The organism is Pseudomonas sp. NFR09 (assembly GCF_900111535.1).
Classification (GTDB): Bacteria; Pseudomonadota; Gammaproteobacteria; order Pseudomonadales; family Pseudomonadaceae; genus Aquipseudomonas; species Aquipseudomonas extremorientalis.
This window is the reverse complement of sequence record NZ_FOIH01000003.1, coordinates 416,753-439,814: the sequence shown is the minus strand read 5'-3', so window position 1 is coordinate 439,814 and position 23,062 is coordinate 416,753. Positions and strand designations below refer to the sequence as shown.

General features: G+C 58.6%; 21 protein-coding genes and 4 pseudogenes. 9 read left to right on the top strand and 16 right to left on the bottom strand.

What is annotated here, in order from left to right; translation table 11 throughout:
• Nucleotides 1–108: 108 nt before the first annotated feature.
• Nucleotides 109–1,214: pseudogene (locus BMX59_RS30715) on the top strand (DUF4113 domain-containing protein); the annotation flags it as partial.
• Nucleotides 1,215–1,283: 69 nt separating this feature from the next.
• Here BMX59_RS30715 and BMX59_RS09515 read toward each other — a convergent pair.
• From BMX59_RS09515 to BMX59_RS09505, 4 genes are all read right to left on the bottom strand, one after another.
• Nucleotides 1,284–1,454: a nucleoside triphosphate pyrophosphohydrolase family protein gene (locus BMX59_RS09515; protein WP_175486670.1), complete on the bottom strand. Its 171-nt coding sequence runs from the start codon at nucleotides 1,452–1,454 to the stop codon at nucleotides 1,284–1,286.
• On the bottom strand, nucleotides 1,451–1,714 hold the full coding sequence (locus tag BMX59_RS30095; RefSeq protein ID WP_139212861.1) for a hypothetical protein: 264 nt from the start codon (nucleotides 1,712–1,714) through the stop codon (nucleotides 1,451–1,453). Before BMX59_RS30095 ends, BMX59_RS09515 begins: the two co-directional genes overlap by 4 nt.
• A gap of 22 nt (nucleotides 1,715–1,736) precedes the next feature.
• Nucleotides 1,737–1,988 (bottom strand): holin, encoded by a 252-nt coding sequence (locus BMX59_RS09510; protein ID WP_093121152.1) that lies wholly within the window; start codon nucleotides 1,986–1,988, stop codon nucleotides 1,737–1,739.
• A gap of 170 nt (nucleotides 1,989–2,158) precedes the next feature.
• Nucleotides 2,159–2,374, bottom strand: coding sequence for a hypothetical protein (locus BMX59_RS09505; RefSeq protein ID WP_093121151.1), 216 nt, complete (start codon nucleotides 2,372–2,374; stop codon nucleotides 2,159–2,161).
• A gap of 287 nt (nucleotides 2,375–2,661) precedes the next feature.
• On the opposite strand from BMX59_RS09505, the gene BMX59_RS09500 reads away from it, so the two are divergent.
• From BMX59_RS09500 to BMX59_RS31040, 3 genes and pseudogenes are all read left to right on the top strand, one after another.
• Nucleotides 2,662–2,871: a hypothetical protein gene (locus BMX59_RS09500; RefSeq protein ID WP_042572331.1), complete on the top strand. Its 210-nt coding sequence runs from the start codon at nucleotides 2,662–2,664 to the stop codon at nucleotides 2,869–2,871.
• A gap of 1,658 nt (nucleotides 2,872–4,529) precedes the next feature.
• Nucleotides 4,530–5,312, top strand: a pseudogene (locus BMX59_RS31045) (MCP four helix bundle domain-containing protein); the annotation flags it as partial.
• Nucleotides 5,304–6,167 carry a methyl-accepting chemotaxis protein gene (locus BMX59_RS31040; RefSeq protein ID WP_371322058.1) on the top strand — a complete coding sequence of 288 codons (864 nt, stop codon included), beginning with the start codon at nucleotides 5,304–5,306 and terminating at the stop codon, nucleotides 6,165–6,167. The pseudogene BMX59_RS31045 and the gene BMX59_RS31040, both read left to right, overlap by 9 nt.
• A 738-nt stretch (nucleotides 6,168–6,905) precedes the next feature.
• Here the strand turns inward: BMX59_RS31040 and BMX59_RS09485 are convergent.
• The 6 genes and pseudogenes from BMX59_RS09485 to BMX59_RS09460 form a co-directional block, all read right to left on the bottom strand.
• Nucleotides 6,906–7,364 (bottom strand): hypothetical protein, encoded by a 459-nt coding sequence (locus BMX59_RS09485; RefSeq protein ID WP_093121148.1) that lies wholly within the window; start codon nucleotides 7,362–7,364, stop codon nucleotides 6,906–6,908.
• Complete coding sequence (locus BMX59_RS09480; protein ID WP_093121147.1) at nucleotides 7,357–7,659, bottom strand: DUF7660 family protein; 303 nt, start codon at nucleotides 7,657–7,659, stop codon at nucleotides 7,357–7,359. Before BMX59_RS09480 ends, BMX59_RS09485 begins: the two co-directional genes overlap by 8 nt.
• Before the next feature lie 157 nt (nucleotides 7,660–7,816).
• Nucleotides 7,817–8,185, bottom strand: a pseudogene (locus BMX59_RS09475) (LysE family translocator); the annotation flags it as partial.
• Nucleotides 8,186–8,259: 74 nt separating this feature from the next.
• Nucleotides 8,260–8,814, bottom strand: coding sequence for an ATP-binding protein (locus BMX59_RS09470; protein ID WP_071488140.1), 555 nt, complete (start codon nucleotides 8,812–8,814; stop codon nucleotides 8,260–8,262).
• 84 nt (nucleotides 8,815–8,898) lie between these two features.
• Complete coding sequence (locus BMX59_RS09465; protein ID WP_093121146.1) at nucleotides 8,899–9,537, bottom strand: hypothetical protein; 639 nt, start codon at nucleotides 9,535–9,537, stop codon at nucleotides 8,899–8,901.
• Between the two features lie 77 nt (nucleotides 9,538–9,614).
• Nucleotides 9,615–9,971: a VOC family protein gene (locus BMX59_RS09460; protein WP_093121145.1), complete on the bottom strand. Its 357-nt coding sequence runs from the start codon at nucleotides 9,969–9,971 to the stop codon at nucleotides 9,615–9,617.
• A gap of 116 nt (nucleotides 9,972–10,087) precedes the next feature.
• On the opposite strand from BMX59_RS09460, the gene BMX59_RS09455 reads away from it, so the two are divergent.
• Nucleotides 10,088–10,861 carry an NAD(P)-binding domain-containing protein gene (locus BMX59_RS09455; RefSeq protein ID WP_093121144.1) on the top strand — a complete coding sequence of 258 codons (774 nt, stop codon included), beginning with the start codon at nucleotides 10,088–10,090 and terminating at the stop codon, nucleotides 10,859–10,861.
• On the opposite strand, the gene BMX59_RS09450 is transcribed toward BMX59_RS09455, so the two are convergent.
• Complete coding sequence (locus tag BMX59_RS09450; protein WP_093121143.1) at nucleotides 10,856–11,749, bottom strand: LysR family transcriptional regulator; 894 nt, start codon at nucleotides 11,747–11,749, stop codon at nucleotides 10,856–10,858. The two genes, BMX59_RS09455 and BMX59_RS09450, sit on opposite strands and share 6 nt — an antisense overlap.
• A gap of 94 nt (nucleotides 11,750–11,843) precedes the next feature.
• Here BMX59_RS09450 and BMX59_RS09445 point away from each other — a divergent pair, with 94 nt between their 5' ends.
• On the top strand, nucleotides 11,844–13,010 hold the full coding sequence (locus BMX59_RS09445; RefSeq protein WP_093121142.1) for an MFS transporter: 1,167 nt from the start codon (nucleotides 11,844–11,846) through the stop codon (nucleotides 13,008–13,010).
• A gap of 123 nt (nucleotides 13,011–13,133) precedes the next feature.
• Here the strand turns inward: BMX59_RS09445 and BMX59_RS09440 are convergent, their stop codons facing one another.
• Both BMX59_RS09440 and BMX59_RS09435 read right to left on the bottom strand, forming a co-directional pair.
• On the bottom strand, nucleotides 13,134–14,471 hold the full coding sequence (locus BMX59_RS09440; RefSeq protein ID WP_093121141.1) for an MFS transporter: 1,338 nt from the start codon (nucleotides 14,469–14,471) through the stop codon (nucleotides 13,134–13,136).
• A 129-nt stretch (nucleotides 14,472–14,600) separates the two neighbouring features.
• Entirely contained in the window at nucleotides 14,601–15,413 is an 813-nt protein-coding gene (locus BMX59_RS09435) for an AraC family transcriptional regulator (RefSeq protein ID WP_093121140.1), read from the bottom strand.
• Between the two features lie 126 nt (nucleotides 15,414–15,539).
• On the opposite strand from BMX59_RS09435, the gene BMX59_RS09430 reads away from it, so the two are divergent.
• The 3 genes and pseudogenes from BMX59_RS09430 to BMX59_RS09420 form a co-directional block, all read left to right on the top strand.
• Nucleotides 15,540–15,728, top strand: coding sequence for a DUF1656 domain-containing protein (locus BMX59_RS09430; RefSeq protein ID WP_092243940.1), 189 nt, complete (start codon nucleotides 15,540–15,542; stop codon nucleotides 15,726–15,728).
• Nucleotides 15,729–15,738: 10 nt separating this feature from the next.
• Nucleotides 15,739–16,647 carry an efflux RND transporter periplasmic adaptor subunit gene (locus tag BMX59_RS09425; protein WP_092243937.1) on the top strand — a complete coding sequence of 303 codons (909 nt, stop codon included), beginning with the start codon at nucleotides 15,739–15,741 and terminating at the stop codon, nucleotides 16,645–16,647.
• Nucleotides 16,647–18,524 (top strand): annotated as a pseudogene (locus BMX59_RS09420) (FUSC family protein); the annotation flags it as partial. The gene BMX59_RS09425 and the pseudogene BMX59_RS09420, both read left to right, overlap by 1 nt.
• A 31-nt stretch (nucleotides 18,525–18,555) precedes the next feature.
• Here BMX59_RS09420 and BMX59_RS30960 read toward each other — a convergent pair.
• The 3 genes from BMX59_RS30960 to BMX59_RS09405 all read right to left on the bottom strand — a co-directional run bounded on the left by BMX59_RS30960 (nucleotide 18,556) and on the right by BMX59_RS09405 (nucleotide 23,048).
• Complete coding sequence (locus BMX59_RS30960; RefSeq protein WP_093121139.1) at nucleotides 18,556–20,052, bottom strand: methyl-accepting chemotaxis protein; 1,497 nt, start codon at nucleotides 20,050–20,052, stop codon at nucleotides 18,556–18,558.
• Between the two features lie 167 nt (nucleotides 20,053–20,219).
• Nucleotides 20,220–22,382: a TonB-dependent siderophore receptor gene (locus BMX59_RS09410; RefSeq protein WP_093121138.1), complete on the bottom strand. Its 2,163-nt coding sequence runs from the start codon at nucleotides 22,380–22,382 to the stop codon at nucleotides 20,220–20,222.
• 174 nt (nucleotides 22,383–22,556) lie between these two features.
• The gene (locus BMX59_RS09405; RefSeq protein ID WP_092243927.1) at nucleotides 22,557–23,048 is read right to left on the bottom strand and encodes an Lrp/AsnC family transcriptional regulator; all 492 of its coding nucleotides are present in this window, start codon (nucleotides 23,046–23,048) and stop codon (nucleotides 22,557–22,559) included.
• Between the last annotated feature and the right edge of the window lie 14 nt (nucleotides 23,049–23,062).

The window sequence follows — 23,062 nt, the reverse complement described above, 5'->3', positions numbered from 1 at the left end:
GGCGGACTATAAGCGGCATTGGCTTTTGGGGGCAACTGGAAGGTTGTAAGAGTATGGTGGCGCACAAAGCCGCACATAGGGTCATATTGTCCAGGACTGCTTAGTCTAGAGCCGTATTTCCAGATCAAGCACAAGCTCAAGCAGCACGGGATTGTCCCGTTCTCCTCCAACTATGCGCTGTACGGCGACATGAGCGAACGCGTGATGAGCCTGATCGAGGCGATGGTGCCGGCGGTTGAGGTGTACAGCATCGACGAGGCGTTCGCCGACCTGACTGGTATTGGTGAGTTGGATGCCTTAGGCCGGCAGATTCGTGCCCAGGTGCTTCGCTGCACGGGTATCCCTGTCGGCGTTGGTATCGCTCACACAAAGACTCTGGCGAAGCTGGCAAACCACACCGCGAAGCGACTGCAGTCCCAAACCGGTGGGGTGGTCAACATCACCGATCCGGTTAAGCGTGACTGGGTGCTACGCAATACTGACGTGGCGGAGGTGTGGGGTGTCGGTCGAAAGATGAAACTCCATCTTGATGCCATGGGTATCAAGTCGGCTATGGACCTGGCTAAGGCCGACCCGTGGACGCTCCGTAAGAAGTTCAGCATTGTGATCGAAAAGGCGGCCAGGGAGCTGGGCGGCACGCCTTGCATGGAGCTGGATGAGCCAAATCCGCCGAAGCAGGAGATCTGCTGCAGCCGCATGTTCGGCAAGCGGCTGACCGAGCTGCCGCCCATCAAGGAGGCGCTGGCCACCTACATGATGCGTGCCTCTGAGAAGCTCCGCGCTCAGAAATCGCTGTGTAAGAAGGTACGCGTGTGCATCCGCACGGGCATGTTCAATCCGGAGGAGGCGAAGTATGCCAATGGGGTGGTGGTGGATATGCCATATCCCACTGATGACGTGCGGCTGCTTACTCAAGCGGCGCTGGGTGCGCTTGATCGGATATTTCGACCAGGTTTAAGTACAGCAAGGTTGAGGTGATGTTGCTGAACCTCTGCCAGCCTGGAGAGTACACCGATGATTTGTTTGCTCTATCACAGCCGGCGGAGGCGACTCGGGTGATGACGGTCATGGACCAGGTCAATTAGCGATGGGGTAGGGGAACGTTGCGCTCGGCTTGTGTGCCGGCAGATTCTGATTGGGGCATGCGCCGCGATTTGATGAGCCAAAGTTATACGACGAAGCTCGATCAGCTTTGGTCCGTCGCCTGTAGGTAGCGACAGCTTTCGGCCAGAAGCGGACAGTCTAACTGGGACTAGGCTGGTGTCCCTGAGGCTCGAAAGCATCTATGAAACTCGGGGCGATTCAATCTCCATCAGCTCCGATGCTTCAACTGTCAAAGCCATCGACAGGTTTTTAGGCGTGTGAAACTTTTCCCAGTCTCTTGCCTTGGAGAAAGCATCCACTTTCTGCTTTAGCAGATGAAGCTTGTCTGTTTGATTGGCCAGTCCGCTCATGTCAATTCCGCTGAAAATCCATATTGCGAGAATCTAACATCATTCGGCCGCATCGTGATGACCCTGGTGCAGTTCCTCATGAGGGTTCGGGTGGGCTGTTGTTGAATATGACGCCAGCGCATGATTTTTCGATCGGTGGCCAGATCATATTCAGCGGCACTTAGCTTGTGCTGCGGAAAATCCTGTATTCCATCCCCCGCAGCAGGATCCACCCGCAATACGTCACGGTGCATTGCATAGCGTAACTGATCAGCCATCATGGCTTGCACTGCGGTTGAGCGTTCATAACTTGCACTGATCGCGCAGAGCCTGGAGCCGGGCCTGGCTCTCGGCGTGTTCACGGCGGTCGCGGCGGATCTGAAAGTAAGTGCTGATCACTTGTTCCAACACAGCAACCACGACACCGGTAATGCCGATCCAGTTGACCTGGGAGAGCCAACCAATGAGGCCAGCACCGGCGCCGGCGATCATGCCCTTATTGGCGATAGAAGCGCCCACCACTTCTACAACACCTTCCGGAGCGGGGTTTGCCATAGATGAACTCCTGTCCGGGGCTTTCATGCTGGCCTCCAGAAATGCAAAAGCCCGCACTTGGCGGGCTCACATGAATAGGTGCCAGGGCGAATCCTGGCGGTTTGTGCTGGTGTGTCGTCGTCTCGACGATACGGCACGTGGTTGCAACGCCTCCCGGCGTGGCGGTGAAACTATCCCTGCTCGGGGCTCTTAGGCTGAGTAACGGCCGGGGCCGAGGTGACAGTCACCTGGCCCTGGTAAAGCGTCTTCAACTCAGTGACATAAACAGCTTGCTGCGGCGCCTGCTCGATCATCAATTGAGCGCGGGCGTTCGCCTCGTCCTCGGTGTCGAACTGCGTTTGCAGTGGCGACTTCGGGAAAGGTTGTGGGATCACGATGTAGGGCATGGTGAGTACCTGTGTTGGTAATTGCGCAGCGTGCGCAAAGAAGTGCGTCTCTCGCGAAATTTGCGTAATTTCAACCCAAAAAAATCACTCTACGCGCCGCACAGACCGGGCCGCTGCGCAGGTGCGTAATAGCGGTGCATATTCTGGCCAGTTGAGAGGCAAAAGGAGGTGCAGGTGGTCAAGATTTAAGATGGGAATCCAAATGCATCTTGATAATTTTTGCCTCAATGAGCTCCACCGAACGATCCTTTGGTATCTTAGTAGGCCGAATACTTGAGGAATGTCAGATGGCAATTTGGCAGGTGATGTACACCCGCGACGGTGAGACGCAGGAATTGATTTTTGAAGGTGGTCACGAGGAACCCGAACTGGAGACGATCTACGAGACGTTGGTAGATAATTGCCAGATCCCTAACAATGGCTACAAAGGGCTGGGTGACATCTTAAAAAGGCACAATATCGAGGTCACCTCTGTGCGGGAACACTTCTACGAATAAATACAAAGCAAAAGCCCGACGAAATAGCCGGGCTTTCAGCAAGGTGTCGCGCTGAAACAGCTGAACACCGTGTCATGAAATCAGGTGTTTATCCGCGTGGAAAGGCTTTTCACGCAATCTGGCGAAAAACCGCAAAAGCGTAATCTACCCACGCAACGCGGCATCTCGAGTGCTTGGGACAGGTCGGTATGCACCGTTTGCTGGTGGATCCCGACCCGCTTTGCATCTCGCTTACTTATTGGCCCCAGAAGCATCCTACTCGACCAGCAGATCTAACACGTAGACCTTCGACGGTGAGTCTGCTGGTGGATTCTTCAGATCATCTATATCACCTAGTCGCTGCTGGCCATTCAGGAGGTCTCATGGTTTAGTGACGCATAAGATGCTAAAACCGACCGTCCTGCGCGCTTGCGCTTTGGAGTTTAATTTGGATCTGCCTCTTCCGTTCAACTTGATCGTAAAGGCCGCTTCCTGGGTTTGGCAGCGTGTAACCAGGGTGCTGCTACACAAGACTTATGTTGGATCACATCGAAGATGGAATTCTCGCCATCGACTCGGATCGCGGTGGGAGCCATTAGGAGACTACCTCGAGTATTCCTTGAGGCTGGCGCAGCCTACAGATCACAAGCCACATGTCTCTAAGCTCGCCTTAAGATCGACCGGCCAGAGGCTGTCAAATGTGGATTTTTATTTCGAAGCCCGTGGCGCTGGCATTCGCTATCAGGACAAAATATCTGTCTGTGACGTTGACCGAACCCCGATGATCTGGAATTTGATAAATGTTCCGGTTCTGGATTTTGTTGGAGGCGCCCGAGAGGAAATAGCATTCTCAGTCGAAGAGGTTGAATTGCGGCAGTGTGTTGTAAGGCTTTCGAGCGGAGAGGCTCTGCCACCTTGTAATACTATGCGTTCATACCTGTCCCAAAATTGGCTCCTGAATGATAAGTGGATGTATTGGTGGGGGCATTGGTGGAACTGTAACTCGATAAAGTTTGCTAAGGGAGAAATCGCCATTTATTGGCGTTTGTGCTTTGGGCTTCCCCGAAATCGAGTGTATTCGCCTTACGCAACAGGCCGACGCCGCAAACCAGTCATACAAACACTCCTTCGAGGGATTGGGCAGTTCATGGCACTCTCCCCGCTTGTGACAGCTCAGTTCTGGTTGGCTATCTGGTCAGGGCTGTTTGTAATTGACTCCGATGACAGGCTCAGTTTTAGATGGAGAGCAGGCAAGAAGGATGAAGTCGACACTGCTTGACTGTCCCCTCGGACTCTTTTGATAGGAGGCCGCTTTGTGCCGTCTGCTTGTTACTGCTGACCTCAGGATAGGCATCAATCGGCCAAAAGCAGACGTTCATGAGCGACGACTTCCGACCCTTTACGGCCGTTGAAGTAGGCAATCGCCTGGCTTACATTCGCTTAAAACCCGGGTTAAATTATTTAAACCCTATCATTTATGCATGCGCTATCGACTCGATAGAAATTCTATTGTGTTGTCTCGTTCAGCTGTTGATTACTATCAAAAAAACCAGCCTCCGCCTTAAAAAAGGTCATTTATCAGGACAATAAAATAAAAATTATAGTTATGGGTTTTTCTTCCGACACAGTACTCGCACCAAGCCTGATTGGATAACCAATTAATAATTTTCGAGAGTCTTATGGACACATTACGTAGAACCAAGCTTTCCTCGCGACTGATTTCTGCTTTTTTAGTGTGCGCAATGATCACCTTAGGAGTGGGATTCTTAGGCTATTCAGGTATCACTAAGCAAAAAGAAGCAATAGAAGGCATTGTAAGCAATAATTTAATTTCTGTTTATAATACAGCTAATGCCCGCGCAAGTGTTTTTTCGTACTCCAGATCTTTACACGCTGCTCTACTCTACAAGTACGCAAAAGAAGATCTTAAATTTGACACTGCTGTTCAATCCATGTCTGAAAACGAGAAAGAGGCTGACCGACTTTTCAAGGAGTACCGACAAACTCCTCTCGCTGATGACGAGCGTGCGGCAGGTGATCAGTTCGAAAAAAACTGGCCAGCCTATTTGCAGGATGCACGCACAGTGATCGAATTAGCTAAGGCAGGTAATATTGATGGCGCTACCAAGATTTTCCAGGAGAAAGTCTCGCCGGCATTCAAGGGAGTAAGTGATAATCTTCAAGTTATTGTTGCTTCCAACTATCGCCAAAGCGGTGAGGTAGCAGATGCAGCAAAGGCCGAGACAAAGAGTGCTTACTGGATATTGGGTATAGGTGTAATAATTGCCTTCCTAGCAGCCATCGCTTTGGGACTGATTATCACGCGTTCAATCACTCTTCCTCTATCCATCGCGTTGCGAAGCGCTGAGGAAGTGGCTGATGGTGACCTTTCTAAACACATTGTAATCAGTGGACGAGATGAAGTCGGTGTACTGCTGAGCGCACTCGATAAAATGCAGAATAACCTACGAACTACGGTAAGCGAAATTGGCAGCGCTGCTGACCAATTGGCCTCTGCATCTGAAGAGCTAAACGCGGTTACTGAAGAAAGCTCACGCGGCCTGACGCGGCAGAATGATGAGATTCAGCAAGCTGCGACGGCGGTGAACGAAATGACTGCAGCCGTGGATGAAGTCGCCAGAAATGCGGCGGGTGCCTCTGAAGCCTCAGAGCAAGCCAGCCGCAATGCTGTAGAAGGTCGTGATCAGGTACGCAGAGCTGTTAATTCAGTTGGATTGATGGCGGATGAGATTTCAAATTCAACTGCCAAAGTTGAGGTGCTTGCCACCCGCATCAACGAGATCACTAAAGTTCTTGATGTGATCAGAGCCATTGCCGAGCAGACTAACCTCTTGGCCTTGAACGCAGCCATTGAAGCGGCCAGGGCGGGCGAGCAAGGGCGTGGGTTCGCTGTTGTAGCGGATGAGGTGCGCGCTCTTGCCCATAGGACCCAAGCATCGACGGCGGACATTGAATCGATGATGCAACAGGTGCGCTCTGGAGCTGATGAAGCCGTCTTCGCGATGAATAAAAGTAAAGAGCTGGCAGCCGATACGCGGGCGCAGTCCGTGGAGGCTGGCCAGGCTCTTGAACGAATCACCGAGGGTGTTTCAACCATCAGTGAAAGGAACCTCGTGATCGCAAGTGCCGCTGAAGAACAGGCTCAGGTTGCACGTGAGGTTGATCGTAACCTGATAAACATTCAGGACCTTTCAACACAAACAGCGGCCGGAGCACATCAAACCAATGCTTCAAGCTACGAATTGTCGCGCTTGGCCACATCCTTTGGCGTGTTGATTAGTCGATTTAAAGTTTGAGTAATGAACGGTCCTTTCTGTTCCGCTCATACTCGTCTCGGATAAGCCCCACTAACCGGCAAATTGCTGCCTGTCGTAAAGGGCCGGTAGCGGTTGCTTGCATACGTCCGCTTATGGCCGATAGCTACCGTACGCAACTGAACGCTTCCGCCCCAAAAAAGCGGTCCCTAATCGCCGAATAAAGGCTAAGAAACCTGATCACCTATCACTATGATGGATGCTCCGAAGATTACTTGGGATAGCCGGGTAACCTCAGTCAATGCCCGTAATGGGGCAGGCAAATCGAATAGTTTCAGTGGATTCTGGGGACGGTATTGCAGCTCATACCCCCTCAACGCCTGGCGTGAATCGCGATGAACGTCCGACCAGTCGTACGCAAAGAACCCACGTTTAGCAAATTCAACGAAAGCGTTTGCACCAGCCCCAACAGTGGCCCGATCTACATCGGACACTTTCGGCAAGGAAAGGACAAATTCTTCGGAGTTTTCGACGGAGGGTATCGCGGAATCAGGAACTGGTCCGGGGCCACCTGTAGTGAAGAGCGCAACCTGTCCGAGGGCGTCGGTAGCGACCCATCCAACGTCAAAGTCCTGAAGAACGAAGGGAGCCATCATTTGCACCTACTTTTGAAGAGGGGACGAGTTGATTTCCCAACTCTGCTTACCAGCCCAGAGAGCGTAAAAGTGCGTAGACAAACTCTCAAAGCGGGAAGAAATTCGAAGGATTTATTTTTCCAGCTTAAAGATCTGCTTCTGACCGATATCCGCTACCACCCTGAAACTCACGCACTATCTGCACAACCAGCGGCTTCACATATTTCTCAATGGTATCAATCTCCGGCGGATCATCATGGCGCACCCACTCCCCCTGATCAAAGGCCTGATAAAGCGAGAAAGCAGGCTGCGGCATGTCATTGGTCATGCCCACATCAACGATGGCAGCGATGAGCCCGTTCATGACGCCATCGCAGAACTCGTAAGTCAAAGCCCCTGCCAAGTAGCCTTCAGCAACCGCTATGGATAGCTCGTTCAGCAGATTGCTGGGGGCCACGCCGAATTCCTCGCAGGTGGCAGCAAGATCATTCAACGTTAAACCGTAGGCTTCGGCTTCAACCAAAAGCTTATTGCGTAGGTTCTTTGGCAACCTCCCGTCCACGGTTCCCTTCCACGTTGCGGATGTCGTACCCGTGTCACTCATAATACTTCCCAGCCAGCAAAATGGCCGCACAGCGATGCCAAACATTGGGTATCGACCTATCCTCTTGGGCAAGTCGGGAACTGGCGTCTGCCCACGAAGCTGCCGCATCAAAAAACGCGTCAACGGACACATTTTCCCAGCCAAGAGCACTTGGCCCATAGACCGATGAAGGCGATGTCTTTTCAATTAAACGCCCGCTGGCGAAATCTACACCGAGGGCTTCGATAAATCGTATGAACGACGGTTCATCTCTGACGTGCGCCAACAACTCATGAAGATCTACAGGGCTATGCATAGGTTTCCTGGAAGCACTTAATCATTGATCACATGCTGCTGCACTGCATCGTGAACGGTCAACTCGGCTATCCAGGCTTTCAGGCCGGGGATGTGATGCGCAGTGACCGCTTCTGGCCGAAAGCAGTCTGTCATACAAGTTTATATTGAGCATCGCCTGGCTTGCCCGCCGCCACTAAAAATTCCTGCCGTGCCAATGCCCACAATCCGACCTTGGCCGTACCCGCCTGCGCCTCAGCCTCGGGATTCGCGCGCCACAACTGCAACGCCAGGTAAAACAGATACGCTGCCCCCAGAATCTTGATCCCGTAGAACAACAGCTCCGATGTCTGCACCACCACCGCCAAGCCTGCAGAGGCGAGGGCTATCATGCCGGCAAAGGCCAGCAAACGGCCAATGCCCGCCAGGCACGAAGTGCGGTAGCCGTAGCGGGTGGAGTTGCTCACTGACAGCAGGTTGTTCGGGCCCGGCGCCATGTTCAGGGCGAAGCAGGCGGGGAGGAAAAGGGCGAGGGTGGCGAGGTCCATGGCGGCTCCGGGTTCGCGGGTGCGGGGAGGTGTGAGGATAAGGGGAGTGGAAGTCGTTGGACAGCCTCAGCCGTTCATGTTTTGAGCTGTTTCGGCATTTGCGACACAGCCTGAGCGACTTCAGCGGCCATCTGTTCAGCACTGCGCATCCCGTTAATCTGTAAGACCGGTACCGTCTGCTGTGACAGCCATGATTCGTGCCACGCCCGGTTGCGCCCTGAGAAATTCGGGTCGTCGTATTGCGAAGCCCATTCCCGGAAGGCCGCGTGTATCGCATGCATATCACCACCGGGTGTGATCCGATCGCCAAAGCGGGCCTTTTCGCGGGCCGCCAACCGTTCGAGGCGAACGGGCGTGGGTGTGACCACAAACACAATCAAGTCAGCATCGGCGATCAACGCATCGCCCCAGATCATGCACGAACCGGTCAGCACCCAGTTGTCGTCACCGAGTGCTTGTTGCATCAGGGCAACGCGGTCGCCGGGAGGTCGCTTTGTTGTGAATGGAGGGTTTGTGGGCATCCAGTAGTAATCGTCGACATCGACCTGCCCGATACCGAGCCGAGTGGAGATGTTTCGGCCCAGCGTCGTCACGCCCGCACACGAAGCGCCTGTGATGTAAATCCGCATCTTTTCTTCCATGAATACAAACCTCGCTCCAGGTCAGGAAGCTGCCCTACAAATAGGACGACTATTTCGTCCCACTGTGGCCTATCAGGGCAAAGGTGCTGGATTGACGGTGTACCAACCCGATGGCGTCTTGGCACACACCTGCGGCCTCAGCGGTGTTTCAACAGTGGCATTGCCCTGAACCGAGAGTTGGCGAACGGCAATCACGCAACCTCCCTTGAACGTGCTGATTTTGACCATCTGAAGTTCCATTTCATAGTCTTTACCGGGCTCGGGAATGAGTGTGACAGGCGCGGGAAAACAGGACATTTGCGAACCGCCCATGGCGAACCCTGCAATAAAGGGTTTACCCGCTGGAATGACGTGCTCGTCAAACACTTTGGGTGACTGGTTGATGGCTTTGCTTGCCTTGCTGGCAGGCATGCCAATCACGCTGTTCTGGCTGTCGGTGGTCCTGAACGGGTAGAGCCCCGCCGAGTCGATATGGGCTTTTTGCCACCCAGCTTCTTCGGGTGTTTGGGTCAGCAGGGACTTGTTGTAAAACATCTCGCACGTCTGGCCGCTGAGGAAACCTGCGTTGGTGGTGTCACCTGTAATAAAGCGGACTCGGGCCGAGTTGGCCGGGTCATATTGGCTGATTTGGGCTTCGTTGCGAACGTCGGTTTTAGTAGTGGCGCAGCCGAGTAGCGTCAAGCTGAGGGCCAGGGGAAAGAGAGAACGCATGGGTAACCTTCATATCCTGTGAGGGTGGGTCTTGAGGGAGAGCGATTGATGCCTTCGCCTAAGCGTCGGGTCGAGGCCTACTGATCAGCCTTCCAAACCGCCAGTTCATAGCCATCCGGATCGGTGAAGTGGAACCTGCGTCCACCAGGGAACGAAAATGTCTCGCGGGTGATGACAGCCCCCAGGCTTTTGAGTCGCTGCTGCGTGGCCTCGAGGTCATCGGCGTACAAAATGACCAGAGGCCCACCCGGCCGAACCGACTCCCCCGAGGTGAACCCGCCAGTCAGACGCCCATCGCTGAACTCGGTATAGGTGGGGCCGTAATCGACAAACGTCCAGCCGAACGCGCCGCCGTAGAAGGTTTTGCTGCGGGCAATATCGCTGACGTTGAATTCGATGTTGTCGATTTGCCGGTCTTTCCCTTGAGTGCTCATGCTTGCCTTCCTGGCCGATGTTAAGAGCGGCGAGTTTAGCGTGAACGCCTGCCTGCATGAAGACAGCAATCGTGCCTATGATGCACTCGACTACAGAATTAATCGGAGCGGACAGTGTGCTGAAGATTGGAATCCTGGGCGTCGGTGAGCTGACGGAAAAGGTGGTGATCGGCCTGCGGCGCAGCGAGTTTGGCGGGCGGGTGCTGCTGTCCCCGCGTAACCACCAACGTGCGCAGCAACTCGCTGAACAGTGGGACTGTGAGGTGATGGCTGACAATCAACAGGTTGTCGATGGGGCGGACTTGTTGGTCCTGGGCGTGCGCCCGGAGGTGGTCGATCAGCTTTCGAATGAAGTGCAGCTCAGACCTGAGCAAACGCTGGTGTCGCTGGTGGCGGGATTGAAGCTGGCCGAGCTTCAACGCCGGTTCCCGCAAGCGCGTGTGGTGCGCGCCATGCTGTCCTATGCCGCGCAGATCAACCAGACGACCGTGGTGGTCACGCCCGGTGGCGAACCCCATGCAACGCTGCTGGGCGCGCTCGGTTCATTGGTTGTATTGGACGAGGAAGAGGCGTTCGAACTGGCCACTGTCGCGGCCTGCATGAACGGCTGGTTCTATTTTTTCCTGAGTGATCTTCAGCAGTGGTTTACCGACAAAGGCCTGTCCAAGGACCAGGCCGCCCAACTGGTGATGGGCAACCTGCAAGACTGTCTGGCCAGCGCCCGCCACCAGCCATCCGCGAGCCTGGAAGCGTTGGGGCGCGCGATTGCGACACCGGGCACCTTTACGGCGGCCGGGTTGGCGGTGTTGAGAAACAAAGGCGCGACGCAGGCATGGCGCGAGGCGGCTGACGAGGTGCTTGAGCGGCTGCACAAGCCTGCACGTTTATAGCCGGTGATGCTCCAGCAAAAAGTCCACAAACACGCGGATCCGCGCCGGCATGCTCGCACCGCCGACAAACACCACGTGGATCGGCTCCCGGTCGCCGGGGTTCCAGGATTCCAGCAGGCGCACCAGGTCACCGCGTTGCAGGTCTTGTGCAACCGTGAACTCGCCGATGCGTGCGATACCGGCGCCTAATCGCGCCAGTTGAGCGAGGGCTTCGCCACTGCTGCATTCGATATTGCCGTTTATCTTCAGGGAAAACTCCCTGCCGTCGCGGGCGAAGGGCCAGTCGGATTGCGCACGGCGGAAGTTGAAGCGCAGGCAGTTGTGGCGCAGCAAGTCGTTGGGTTCCAGAGGCGTGCCGTGTTGCGCGAGGTACTCCGGCGATGCCACCAGGACCTGGCCGGTGTCGCCGATGCGCCGGGCTGTCAGCGGGCTGTCTGGCTGGTCGCCAAAGCGGATCGCCACGTCAGCCTGGCCGCCGAGGATGTCGACCACTTCGTCGCCCAAGGTCAGGTCCACCACAATGTTTGGGTAGCGGGCGCTGAACGCCGCCACCAACGGCACGATGGTCATGCGGCCGTGGCCCAGGGCCGCACTGACCCGCAGCCGGCCTTTGGGCGCGCCCTGGTCGGCGATGGCTTCTTCGACTTCCGCCATGTCGGCCAGGATGCGCCGGGCGCCGCGAAGGTACGCCTCGCCTTCGGCTGTGAAGGCGAGGGCGCGGGTCGTGCGAATCAATAGGCGGGTGCCCAGGCGTTGTTCTGTGCGTGCGATGACGCGGCTGACGGCCGAGGGCGTCAATCGTAATGCCCGCGCTGCTGCCGACAGGCTGCCTTCCTGCGCCACCATTGCGAATACCGCCATCTCACCCGATCTGCCGTTGAAATCCATTTTTGCCTCGTACGCAAAGGTGATTGCCAATTAAACGGTCTAGTGCCGTCAAAGCGTTGATCGTAGCATTTGCGGCATAAATGAGGAGTCTTCCATGCGTATCAATCCACCCCTTGTAGCCCTTGCTGTCGGTGCCTTTGGCATTGGCGTCACTGAGTTCGCGCCTATGGGCATGTTGCCCACCATCGCCAATGACCTGGGCGTTTCGATTCCCACTGCGGGGCTGTTGGTCAGCGCCTACGCCCTGGGGGTATTGTTCGGTGCGCCACTGATGATCTTGACCACTGGCAAGATTCCCCGTCGTCACTTGCTGGTCGGGCTTATGGCCATTTTCACCCTGGGTAACGTAATGTCGGCGCTTGCAACCGGCTACTACGACCTGTTGATTGCCCGCGTCATCACTTCGCTCAACCACGGCGCGTTTTTTGGTGTCGGTTCCATCGTCGCGGCCAGTGTGGTCGCGCCGGACAAGCGCGCCGGAGCCGTCGCCGCGATGTTTATGGGCCTGACCCTGGCGACCATTGGTGGGGTGCCACTGGCGACCTGGTTGGGTGAACTGCTTGGCTGGCGTACGGCGTTCTGGGGCATTGGCGGACTGGGCCTGGTGACCATGGTCGCGCTGTGGTTCGCGCTGCCTGACCTGCCGCTGCCGAAAAGCGACGGTGTGCTGGCCGAAATCAAGGTGCTGGGGCGTGGTTCGGTACTGGCGGCTCTGGCCCTGACCGTGGTGGGTTCCGGTGCTATGTTCACCGTGTTTACCTACATCGCGCCGATCCTGAGCAACGAGACCCATGCGTCTACCCCCTTTATCACGGCCATGCTGGTGCTGTTCGGCGTCGGGTTGACCCTGGGCAATGTATGGGGTGGCAAGGCGGCAGATCGCTCGATCGACCGGACCCTGATCGTCTCGCTGAGCGCACTGATTCTGGTCCTGCTGGCCTTCGCATTCCTGATGCGTTGGCCGATACCGGCAGCGGTGAGCATCCTCATCTGGGGTATCGCCAGCTTCGCCGTCGTGCCGCCGTTGCAGATGCGTGTGATGGAAGCGGCCAAAGATGCGCCGAACCTGGCCTCGGCCGTGAACATCGGCGCCTTCAACTTCGGCAACGCGATTGGTGCAGCGGTGGGGGGAGCAGTGATCAACGCAGGGCTGGGCTACCCGGCGATTTCCCTGGCCGGCGCGGCGATGGCGGGCATGGGGTTGCTGATGGTCGTGACGTTCGCCTGGGGGGCTAGAGCGCGCATGGCTGCGGCGGTTTAGCAGATGCGCACCAAAGGGTTCGCTGCGGCACCTGCAGAAAACGCTGTTGAAGGTCTGGATGCGGCAGCAGGCAGGTGTCGAACTGATCCTACCTGCGTCCAGCGGCGTTCACCCTCCTGCCGTTTACCGTGAAAGCAAAGGTGCGGTGCTTGTTTGCTCACCACCCACGTCGTGCAAGGACATCCGCGACGTCTCCGGCAACGCCAACCCACCGGCCAGTGCCAGCAACGCCACGGCAATCAGGTAAAACGCCGGTGACAGGTTGCTGCCCGTGGTGCTGATCAACCATGTCGCCACCAGCGGCGCGGTGCCGCCGAAGATCGTGTACGCCATGTTGTAGGTGATCGCCGAAGCGGTATAGCGCGTACGGGTCGGGAAGGTCTCCGAGAGCAAGGCCGCCGTGACCACGCCGCACAGCACCGCCCCAACCGCCAACAACATCACGCCGACAATCGACGCCGCAAACGAACCGGAGCTGGCCATCAGGAACGACGGATACACCACCACGATCAACAATACACAGGCAGTCATCACCGTGACACGCCGCCCGACCCGGTCCGAATACAGCCCCGCCAGCGGGCAGATCGCCGCCGCGAAAATCAACGCGATCAGCGACACCAGTAGCGCCATCGCCCGGTTCAACCCGCCCGCTACTTGCAGGTACGTCGCGAAGTAGGTGGTGAACATATAAAACGACAACGCCGTCAGTGACACAAAAGCGCCCAGGCAGCAGATCGCCGCACCATGGTTGCGCAAGGTTTCCTTGAGCGGGGAGTGGGCGACGGCGTGCTCTTCCTTCACGGCCTGGAAGGCAGGCGTCTCGTCCAGCTTCCAGCGCAGGTAAAGGCCCACCAGGCCGAGTGGCGCGGCAATCACGAACGGCAGGCGCCAGCCCCAACTGCCCATGGCTTCGGCGGACAATGACGCCTCAAGGGCATAGGCCACCACGGCGGCGGCGGCGAAAGCGGAAAACGTCGACACCGGCACGAAACTGCCATACCAGGCGCGTTTGTCACTCGGCGCGTGCTCCATCAGATAAGCACAGGCACCGGCGTATTCACCGCCGGCGGAGAAGCCCTGGGCACAGCGGATCAGCGACAACAGAATGGGCGCCGTGACGCCGATGGCGGCGTAGGTGGGCAGCAGGCCGATCAACGTGGTGGCAGCGGCCATCAACAGGATGGTCATGGCCAGGGTGCGCTTGCGGCCGATGCGGTCGCCGAGCATGCCGAAAAAAATACCGCCCAGGGGCCGGAACGCGAAGGCCACGGCAAACACGGCGAAGGTCTTGAGCAGCGCCGCGCTGGCGTCGCCGCTGGGGAAGAATTGCTGGGCGATGGTGGTGGCGAGGAAGCCATAGACGGCGAAGTCAAACCACTCGACGAAATTACCGATGCCGGCGGCGATGATGACCTTGCGCAGGGTTTGCGGGCTGACCTGTTCGGTGGAGGGGCTCGTCATGGGGGAAGGCCTCGGGATAGCTGGGGGGATGACCGATTATCGGTGCAGGTGCTTGGGCGGCGGGGCCCAAAAGAGTCGTCCGCGTAGTCAGTAGCGACGGGATGGGAAGCACGCAGGAATTGGGCCAGGTCAGGCAATGGCGCCAGGCGTCGTCGGTCGGGTATTGCGGATGTAACGTGCGGGTGACGACCCCAGCGTCTTGCGAAACATGCTGATAAACGAGCTGACGGACTCGTACCCCAGCGTCTCGGCGGTACGCTGCACCGACTCGCCCTCGGCCAGGTTCTGCAAGGCTACGATGATTTGCCATTGCTTGCGCCATTGGCCAAAGGTCAGCCCGGTTTCGCGCTTGACCAGGCGCGCCAGGGAACGCTCACTCATCGCCACCTGCTGCGCCCATTGCGCCATGGTGCAGCGGTTATCCGGAGCCTCGGCCAGACGACGGGCGATGACGCGCAGCTGCGCCGAAGCGGGCAGGGGCAGGTACAGTCGCTCCGAAGGGGCCTGCTCCAGTTGTTCAAGCAGCACGCGGGCCAGGCGTGCGCTCGCGCTCGGATCCGGATAGTCCTGGTCGAGGGTGCTCAGGTGCAGGATCAGTTCGAGAATCAGTGGCGACAGCACCAGCGTGCAGCAGGTTTGCGGCAACGCAGCCGCATTGGGCTCTATGAACAGAAAACCGACTTTGCCGTTGGCGGTGATGCGGTTGCTGTGAGCGATACCCGCCGGAATCCACACGCCGAATCCTGTAGGCACCATCCATACACCATCCTCCACCGTACACACGATGCCGCCGTGATAGGCCACCACCAGCTGGCCTTTGCGATGGGTGTGCACCGCGTATTCTGCGTCGTTGCGCTGTGCGCCCAGCATTACCGCCACGGCGGGTTGACCCAGGTCGTCGAGTTCGAATTGCTCCACCGTGTACAGGGTTGTCTCGTTCATCAAATCCCCCGTCGACTGTCCGAAATTGATTATAGGCTGGCAGCATACTCAATATCGGCCGTTTCAGGTACGCCCTACCATGCTCACCAAGGGCCTCACCCTGAAGGCCGTTACGAGACTTGAACCATGCTGAGCGAAATCACGATTGCCAACCTCTACCTGCCGCCGTTCCTGCTGTATGTGGGAGCGGCGGCATTGGTCTACGGTGTGCTGGAGCGGGTCGTGCGCACTTGGCTGGACCGGACCTGGCACCCCAGTCTGGCGCGGTTTTTTGTCTCGCTCATTGTCCTCTCGACCCTCGTGCTGAAGCTGTGAGGGCGGCGCCATGACGCTCAATAAACTGTTCAAGATGGCCGTGACGCTGGGGTTGGGGCTGGTTGCCCTGTTGTTCTGCATGCAGTTGTGGCGCGCCTATGTGCTGGCGCCCTGGACGCGGGATGGGCGGGTCAGCGCCCAGGTCATCCACATTGCGCCCGAGGTGTCCGGGCAGGTGGAACGCTTGCTGGTGGGCGACAACCAATGGGTTGCCAAAGGTGCATTGCTGTATGAGATCGATCAGCGTGCCTACCAGATCGCCCAGCAACAGCGCATGGCGGAGCTGGCCGAGGCTCGCAGTATTTTCGAGCAGCGCACTGCGCAGTTCAGGCGCCGCAGCCAACTCGGCGATGCGATTGCACGGGAAGAAACCGACAACGCCGCCCAGCAATTGGCTGTGGCCAAAGCCCGGCTGGACGCGGCGCGCAGCCAGTTGGCCCAGGCCCAGCTCGACCTGGGGCGCACTGCCGTGCGTTCGCCGGTCGAAGGGTATGTGACGCAACTTCGGCTTCAACCGGGTGACTACGCCGTGGCGGGCAGCACCAATATTTATGTGGTCGACAGCCAGAGTTTCTGGGTGACCGCCTATTTTGAAGAAACCAAGCTGCCTGGCGTGCTGTTGGGCGCGCCGGCGTCGATCAAACTGATGGGGTTTGCGCCGCTGCTTCAAGGGCATGTCGCCAGTATTGGCCGGGGCATCGCCGACACTAACGAGCTGCGTGGTGACAGCGGCTTGCCCCAGGTGGCACCGACGTTCAGTTGGATACGCCTGGCCCAGCGCGTGCCTGTGCGGATCGAGTTGGACAGCGTGCCACAGGGAGTGGAGTTGGCGGCGGGCATGACGGCGAGCATTGAAGTCGGCCAGGCAAATGCCGACGCGCGTTGGCGGCTCACGCGCTGGCTGCAGGCGTTCATGTGATGGCCGTGCATGTATGGCGCTGGTTGGCCGCGCTGCCGCGGCCATGGACCCGGGAGACCTTGGGCTATGTGGGCCGCAGTGTGGTAGCGGCCGTGCTGGCACTGTGGCTGGGTTTGCAATTGCACCTGGACTCGCCGTTCTCGGCAGCGTCGACGGTGTTGCTACTGATTCATCCGATCCAGGGCGCGGTGGTGGGCAAAGGTGTGATGCGCGTCGTGGGTACCCTGCTGGGGTTGGCCGTTGCCGTGATCCTGATGGGGATGTTCGCCCAACAGATGCTGCTGTTCATTCTGGGGGTCGGCGTGTGGTTGGGGCTGTGTGTCGCAGCCATGACCCTGCTGCGGCACTATCACGCCACGGCGGCCGTGGTTGCGGGCTATACCGTATGCCTTGCCCTTGGCCCTGCCATCGTTGCGCCTGAGCAAGGCTTCGATCACATCGTCACACGGGGAACGGCGGTGGTCCTTGGGGTCTTGAGCCTGAGCCTGGTGGCCTCGCTGCTGGGGCGCAAAACGGTCGAGGCACAACTGAAGCAGGCGCTTCGGGACGTTTCCATGCGCACGCTACGGTTACTGGCCCTTCGATTCAAGGGCGACGCAGGCGACCCCGCGCAACTCGTCCTCGATATCAATAAGGTGGATGAGCTGCTCGGGATCGGGCGAGGTGAGTCGTACCTGATTCGTTCCAGGCTCAAGACGCTCCAGGGTGGGCTGGCGCATTTGCAGGCCGCCGTGCTGGTCACTCCAAGCCTGCCCCCGTTGCCCGCGTGCGTTGGAGCGGGCCAGGCCCTTGAACAACTGGCGCAGATCCCCTTCGATTTCGTCACGGCTGCCGCGCGGGTCAGCGTCCTGCAAGGCGTTCTTGAGAATGAAAGTGAATCCCCGGATGGGTTGACCGAGGCATTGGCGGACCTGTCCGGCGCCTTATCGAGTTTTGCCAGCCTTGAAAGCGCCACCCCGCCGCCTGTACGGACGGTAGCTTTCCATCGTCATTATGGCGATGCGCTGCGCAATGGGGTCCGCGCCTTGGCCGCCACCCTGGTGACCGGCGCGGTGTGGTACCTGACGGGCTGGGACCAGGGCCCGACCTTGCTGGCGGTGTTGGGGCCGTGTTGCACCTTGCTGGCGACCCACCCGGCGCCTACCCGAGGGCTTGACGGCTTCCTCAGGGGTACGCTCTACGGCATTGTAGCGGCGGCTGCCTGCAAGTTTCTGCTGCTGCCTCAGATCAATGGTTTTGCGCTGCTCAGCGTTGTATTGAGCGTGTTCTGGGTATGGGGTATCCAGGCTACGACCCAGCCGCGCCATGCCCTGCAAGGCATTGCCTACCTGATTGCGTTCAACACGCTGGTCGGCACCGGCGGCACGGCCCATTACGATTTCATCGACTTCGCTAATCAGGCGCTCGCCTGGTTGGTGGCGATGGCTATCTGTATGTTGGCGTTCCAGATCCTGCCGAGGAAACCCGGCAGCCATGTGCGTGCCCTACAGCACGCGCTTCATCGGGACATCTTGCGACTACTGCGTGCCGGGGGACGTATGAACCTGTCGAAGTGGCACGCCAGGCAGCTTCATCGGCTGGTCTCATTGCGGGCATTGTCGGGCACGGATGACTCGCCAGTCGATGCACTGGGCTATCTGTCACTCGAACTGGGGCGCAGCCTGGAGCGGCTGCATAACGCCGCCAGGCTGCTGGTCCCAGGAACCCCGATTGCACAATGCGCAGATCGCGGTGCTTATCGCCTGGCCCGGTATGCCGGTCACCCTGCAATCAACGCACTTCAGGCGCGGCGGACGGCGAACGCGTTGAGGCGGCTCGGTGAGCCCGGTCTGGCTGAGCGGTACCAGGTGGTTGCCCGCCTGTTGGCGCACTATGCAAACCTTGCGGGCGTTGCCGACAAACCAGACATCATTGATGAAACCTTCTCCCCAACGCATCCAGGCGCACCGCGATCGGCGGCAACCGCTCGCTGCTGCGTGCCAGGGTTTCCACATCGTCCGCGGTGCTTTGCGCAATGCTCTGCACCGACTGCAGACGCCCGACAATCTCCAGGTTCGCGGTGGTCTGCTCGCGGGTTGTGGTCACGATACGGCCATTGAGGTCATCGATGTGGGCGATGTCGTCGCCCACTGCGCGCAGCATGTCAACGGCCACCTGGCTGTCCTCCACACAGCGCTCTACGCCCTCTCGGCTATCATGCATGGCTTGCACCGCCTGCCGGCTGCCGTGTTGCAGGCCTTCGATGATGGTTTTGATCTCCTGGGTGGATACCGCCGTGCGTTGCGCCAGGTTGCGCACTTCGTCGGCAACCACGGCGAAGCCACGGCCTTGCTCGCCGGCGCGGGCGGCTTCGATGGCGGCGTTGAGGGCCAGCAGGTTGGTCTGGTTGGCAATGCTGCTGATCACTTCAAGCACGGTGCCGACCTGTTCGGTTTGCAGGGCCAGGCCCTGCACCGTGTCGTGGGTGCCGCTGAGGCGGGTGGCCAGTTGGGTGATTTCCTGCTGGGCGCGGCCGACGCTTTCCTGGCCGCGCAGGATCTGTTGGCTGGCCTTGCCGGCATGATCCACCGCTTGCTCGACGTGCACGGCAATGTGGCCCATGGCGTCTTCCATGCGCTGCATCGAGCCGCTCATCTCGGTGATTTGCGCCAGTTGGTGCCGTGCGCCTTTTTCCAGGGTGCCGCTGGCGCTGGCCAATTCCTGGCCGAGTTGGCCAAGGCCGTGGGAGTCACGGGCGACGCCGTCGATCAGGCCGGTCAACTGATGCAGAAAATGGTCGAAACGCTTGGCGAGGGAGACGTGGGTCTTGCCCTGGTCGCCTTGGGCGGTTTCAACGGTGAGCTGGGAAGTGACCGCCAGCATCTTCTCGAGCATTTCCTGGCTCTCGACCGCTTCGGCCTGGCTGTGCACGGCCAGGTAGAGCAGGGCGACGGTCTCCATCACCACGTAGAACGCATGCACGAACACCATGGTCCAGCCGCCGTGGTGTTCCATCACGAACACTGGAAAGCCTTGATGTTGCAGCGCATGGAAAACCACGTGGTGCACGGCGATGGTGGCCGCCGCCACCAGGATCGGCAGCCAGTCACGGTAAAACGTCAGCACCGCGAGCAACGCGAAGATGCCGAAGTGCGCTTCGATCAAGCCCTGGGCCTGGTTGATATGCAATGCCGCCATGACCATCAAGCCCGCGCCGAGCGCGCAGCGCATGACACGGGTACCACCGATGGCGCGGTAAAGCGCGGTCAGCACCACGCTGGTACTACCGCCGACTATCACGGCCTGCACCAAGGTGTCGTGCCAGAACGCCAGGCCCAGGGAAAACAGGAACATCAGCCAGACCAGCGCCAGCATGATGCGGTCGGCTTTGCGGTAGTGCTCGGAAAAACGCGTGCGGGTGGGCATTCACACTTACTCCATGTGGTCTGGCCGGAACAAAGCGAAGGGCAGGGTGGAGCGAATCGGGTGTTTTTGATTGTTATTGGATTCAGTGATGCCAAACGTGTATCGGCATCGGGAGGTGGGACTTTAGGGGCGGCTACCCGGGCGGATAGCCGTGGTTCGGACGGCGGTCAGAAGCTGTACTTTGCCGTCAGCATCATATTGCGTGGGTTGCCGTAGGAGTCACCGCCATAGCTCACGGAGTTGGAGATGGACTGGTAGTAACGACGGTCGAAGATGTTGTTGGCGTTGAGTTGCAGGTCAAGGTGCTGGTTGACCTGGTAGCCGGCCATCAGGTCGGTGACTGCATAGGCGCCCTGCTGCAGGCGGTAGGTGCTGCCATCCGCGACTTTGAAGTCGTTGTACATGCGGCTCTGCCAGGAGACGTTGCCGCCCACGCGGAGTTTTTCCAACGGGCCCTGGAAGCGGTAGTTGGTGGTCAGCTTGAACAGGTGCTCCGGGGTGTCGGTGTCGAACTGCTTGTTGACCTTCTGCGGGTTGGCGGCGTCCTTGATAGTGTGCGTGCGCGCGTAGGTGTAGCCACCGCCGACCTGCCAGTTCTCGGTCAGGGCGCCTTGCAGTTCGAAGTCGATGCCCTGGCTGCGAATCTCGCCGGAGGCCACAGAGCAGGAGGCCTGCGGGCAGTTTGCGACTGTCACGCCGACGGCACGGTTTTCCTGGTCGACGCGGAACAGCGCCACGCTCGCGTTGAGCGCACCCCCCAGGTATTCACCCTTGATACCCACCTCGTAGTTCTTGCCGACGATGGGCTTGAGCGGGCTGCCGGAGGTGTCTTTTTCGCTCTGGGGCGTGAAGATGTCGCTGTAGCTGACATACACCGAGTGGTGGTCGTCCAGGTCGTAGATCAGGCCGGCGTAGCGGGTGAGGTTGCGGGTGACCTTGTAGTCACCGGTGTTGCTGCCATGGGCGTCGTAGTCGTACCAGTCCAGGCGCCCGCCGAGGATCAGCTTCAACGGGTCGGTCAAGTTCAGGCGGGTGGTGACGTAGACACCATCCTGGGTGGTCACGTCACGGTCATTGGTGGTATGGACGAAGTCCGGTTTGCCCGCTGTGAGCGGCCAGTTGGTGTTGTAGGGGCTGTAGTTGTGGGTGGTCATGTCGTAGATGCGCCGGCTGGCGCCTACCACCAGTTCATGGGTACGCCCGAACGCCTGGAAGGGGCCGCTGGCGAAGACGTCGGCACCTGCCTGGTTTTCATCGTAGGCCGCCTGGTAGACCGTGCGCGCCAGTGTGTTGGCGACCCAGCGCGACTGGTAGGAACCGGAGAACAACGCGTTCTGTTCGGCATAGTTGGCGTTGACTTGCAGTTTCCAGTCGTTGGCCAGTTGCTGGCGCAGTTCGGCGAATACGGTGTTGATCTCCTGGTCCTTGTTTTCCCAGTCAGTGCCGGGGTTGTAGGAGCGCGGCAGGTTAAGGTGATGGCCATCCAGGCCGACCATCGACGAGCCCCAGAAGTAATTGGTCTTGTCCTTCTGGTTGGAGAAACCCAGGGTCAGGGTGGTGTCTTCGCTCAGGTCGGCTTCGGTGACGGCATAGAACAGGCCGTGATACTCCTCGGCGTTGTCGATGAAGCTGTTGGCGTCGCGGTACGAGGTAACCACGCGACCGCGCCAGGTGCCGCTGTCGTTGAGCGGGCTGGAGGCGTCGAGTTCGCCGCGATAGTCGTCCCAACTGCCGGCGGCGCCGGTCAGCGTGACTTTCTGCTCGTCCAGTGGGCGCTTGCGGACCAGGTTGATGGCGGCGGAAGGGTTGCCCGCGCCGGTGACCAGGCCGGTGGCGCCGCGCACGATTTCGACGCGATCGAACATCGCCAGGTTCGGTTGTGCGCCGACAGTGACGCCGTTGTAGCCGCTGGGGATGCCGTCATACATCAGGTTGTCGATGTCGAAGCCGCGTGACGTGTAGGACTGCCGGCCAGGGCCACTGGAAAAATTCAGGAACAACCCCGGGGTGGCCTTGACCACATCGTTGATGCTGGTCATCGCCTGGTCATCCATCCGCTGGCGGGTAATGACGGTGACGGCCTGTGGGGTTTCGCGCATGGTCAACGGCAGCTTGGTTGCCGTTTTCATCGCGCCGGTGGTGTAGGACTGGGTGCCTTCAGTGGTTTCGCCCAGTTGCTCTTCGCCGGAGATTTGCGTGGCGCCCAACTCAAGGGTGGCGGCCGGTGCCTGGGTATCGGCGGCAAAGACCGCGGAAGAACTGGCCAGACAGACCGCCAATGCCATCAGGCTGGGTGAAAAAACGTTACCGCCGTGTTGTTGCACTGACATGGAACTGACTCTCCCCGAACGCCGTCCCTGGCGAATAATAAATCTGTTGATAATTATTCGCATTAGTCTGGCAGATTGTTCCTGTAGGAAAAAGCCTTCAGGGAGAATTAGTTAACGAATTTTTCACATCGCAGTGACGGCGATTTGCCATATCGCGCCCCTGGAAAGCGCCGGTTATTCGCGCTGTGGAATGGCCACCCGACTCGTCGCCTTGACCTCCCTCAGCGCCAGGCTCGATTGAATCGACGCAATCCCTAACTGGCGCCGCAACACGCTCTCGACGAACTCGCTGTAGCTGTCCAGGTCTTCGGCCAGCACCTGCAACAGGTAATCGGCATCCCCGGTGATCTTGTGGCACGACAACACCTGCGGCAGTTCCTTCACCACGGTCTCGAACGCGTCCGGCGCATGGTCGGTATGGATCGCAAAACGCACATGCACGAACGCCAGGATGTCCAGCCCGAGCATCTTGCGGTCGAGGTTGGCCTGGTAGCCCTTGATCACGCCTTCTTCTTCCAGGCGTTTGCGTCGGCGCCAGCAGGGCGTGAGGCTCAGGGACAGGCGCTCACTCAACTGCGCGTTGGAAATACTGGCGTCTTGCTGCAGCAGGGCGAGGATGGCGAGATCGGTGTCGTCAAGAACGACCTGTCTGGTTTTATTTTTCATAATCATGCGCCGTT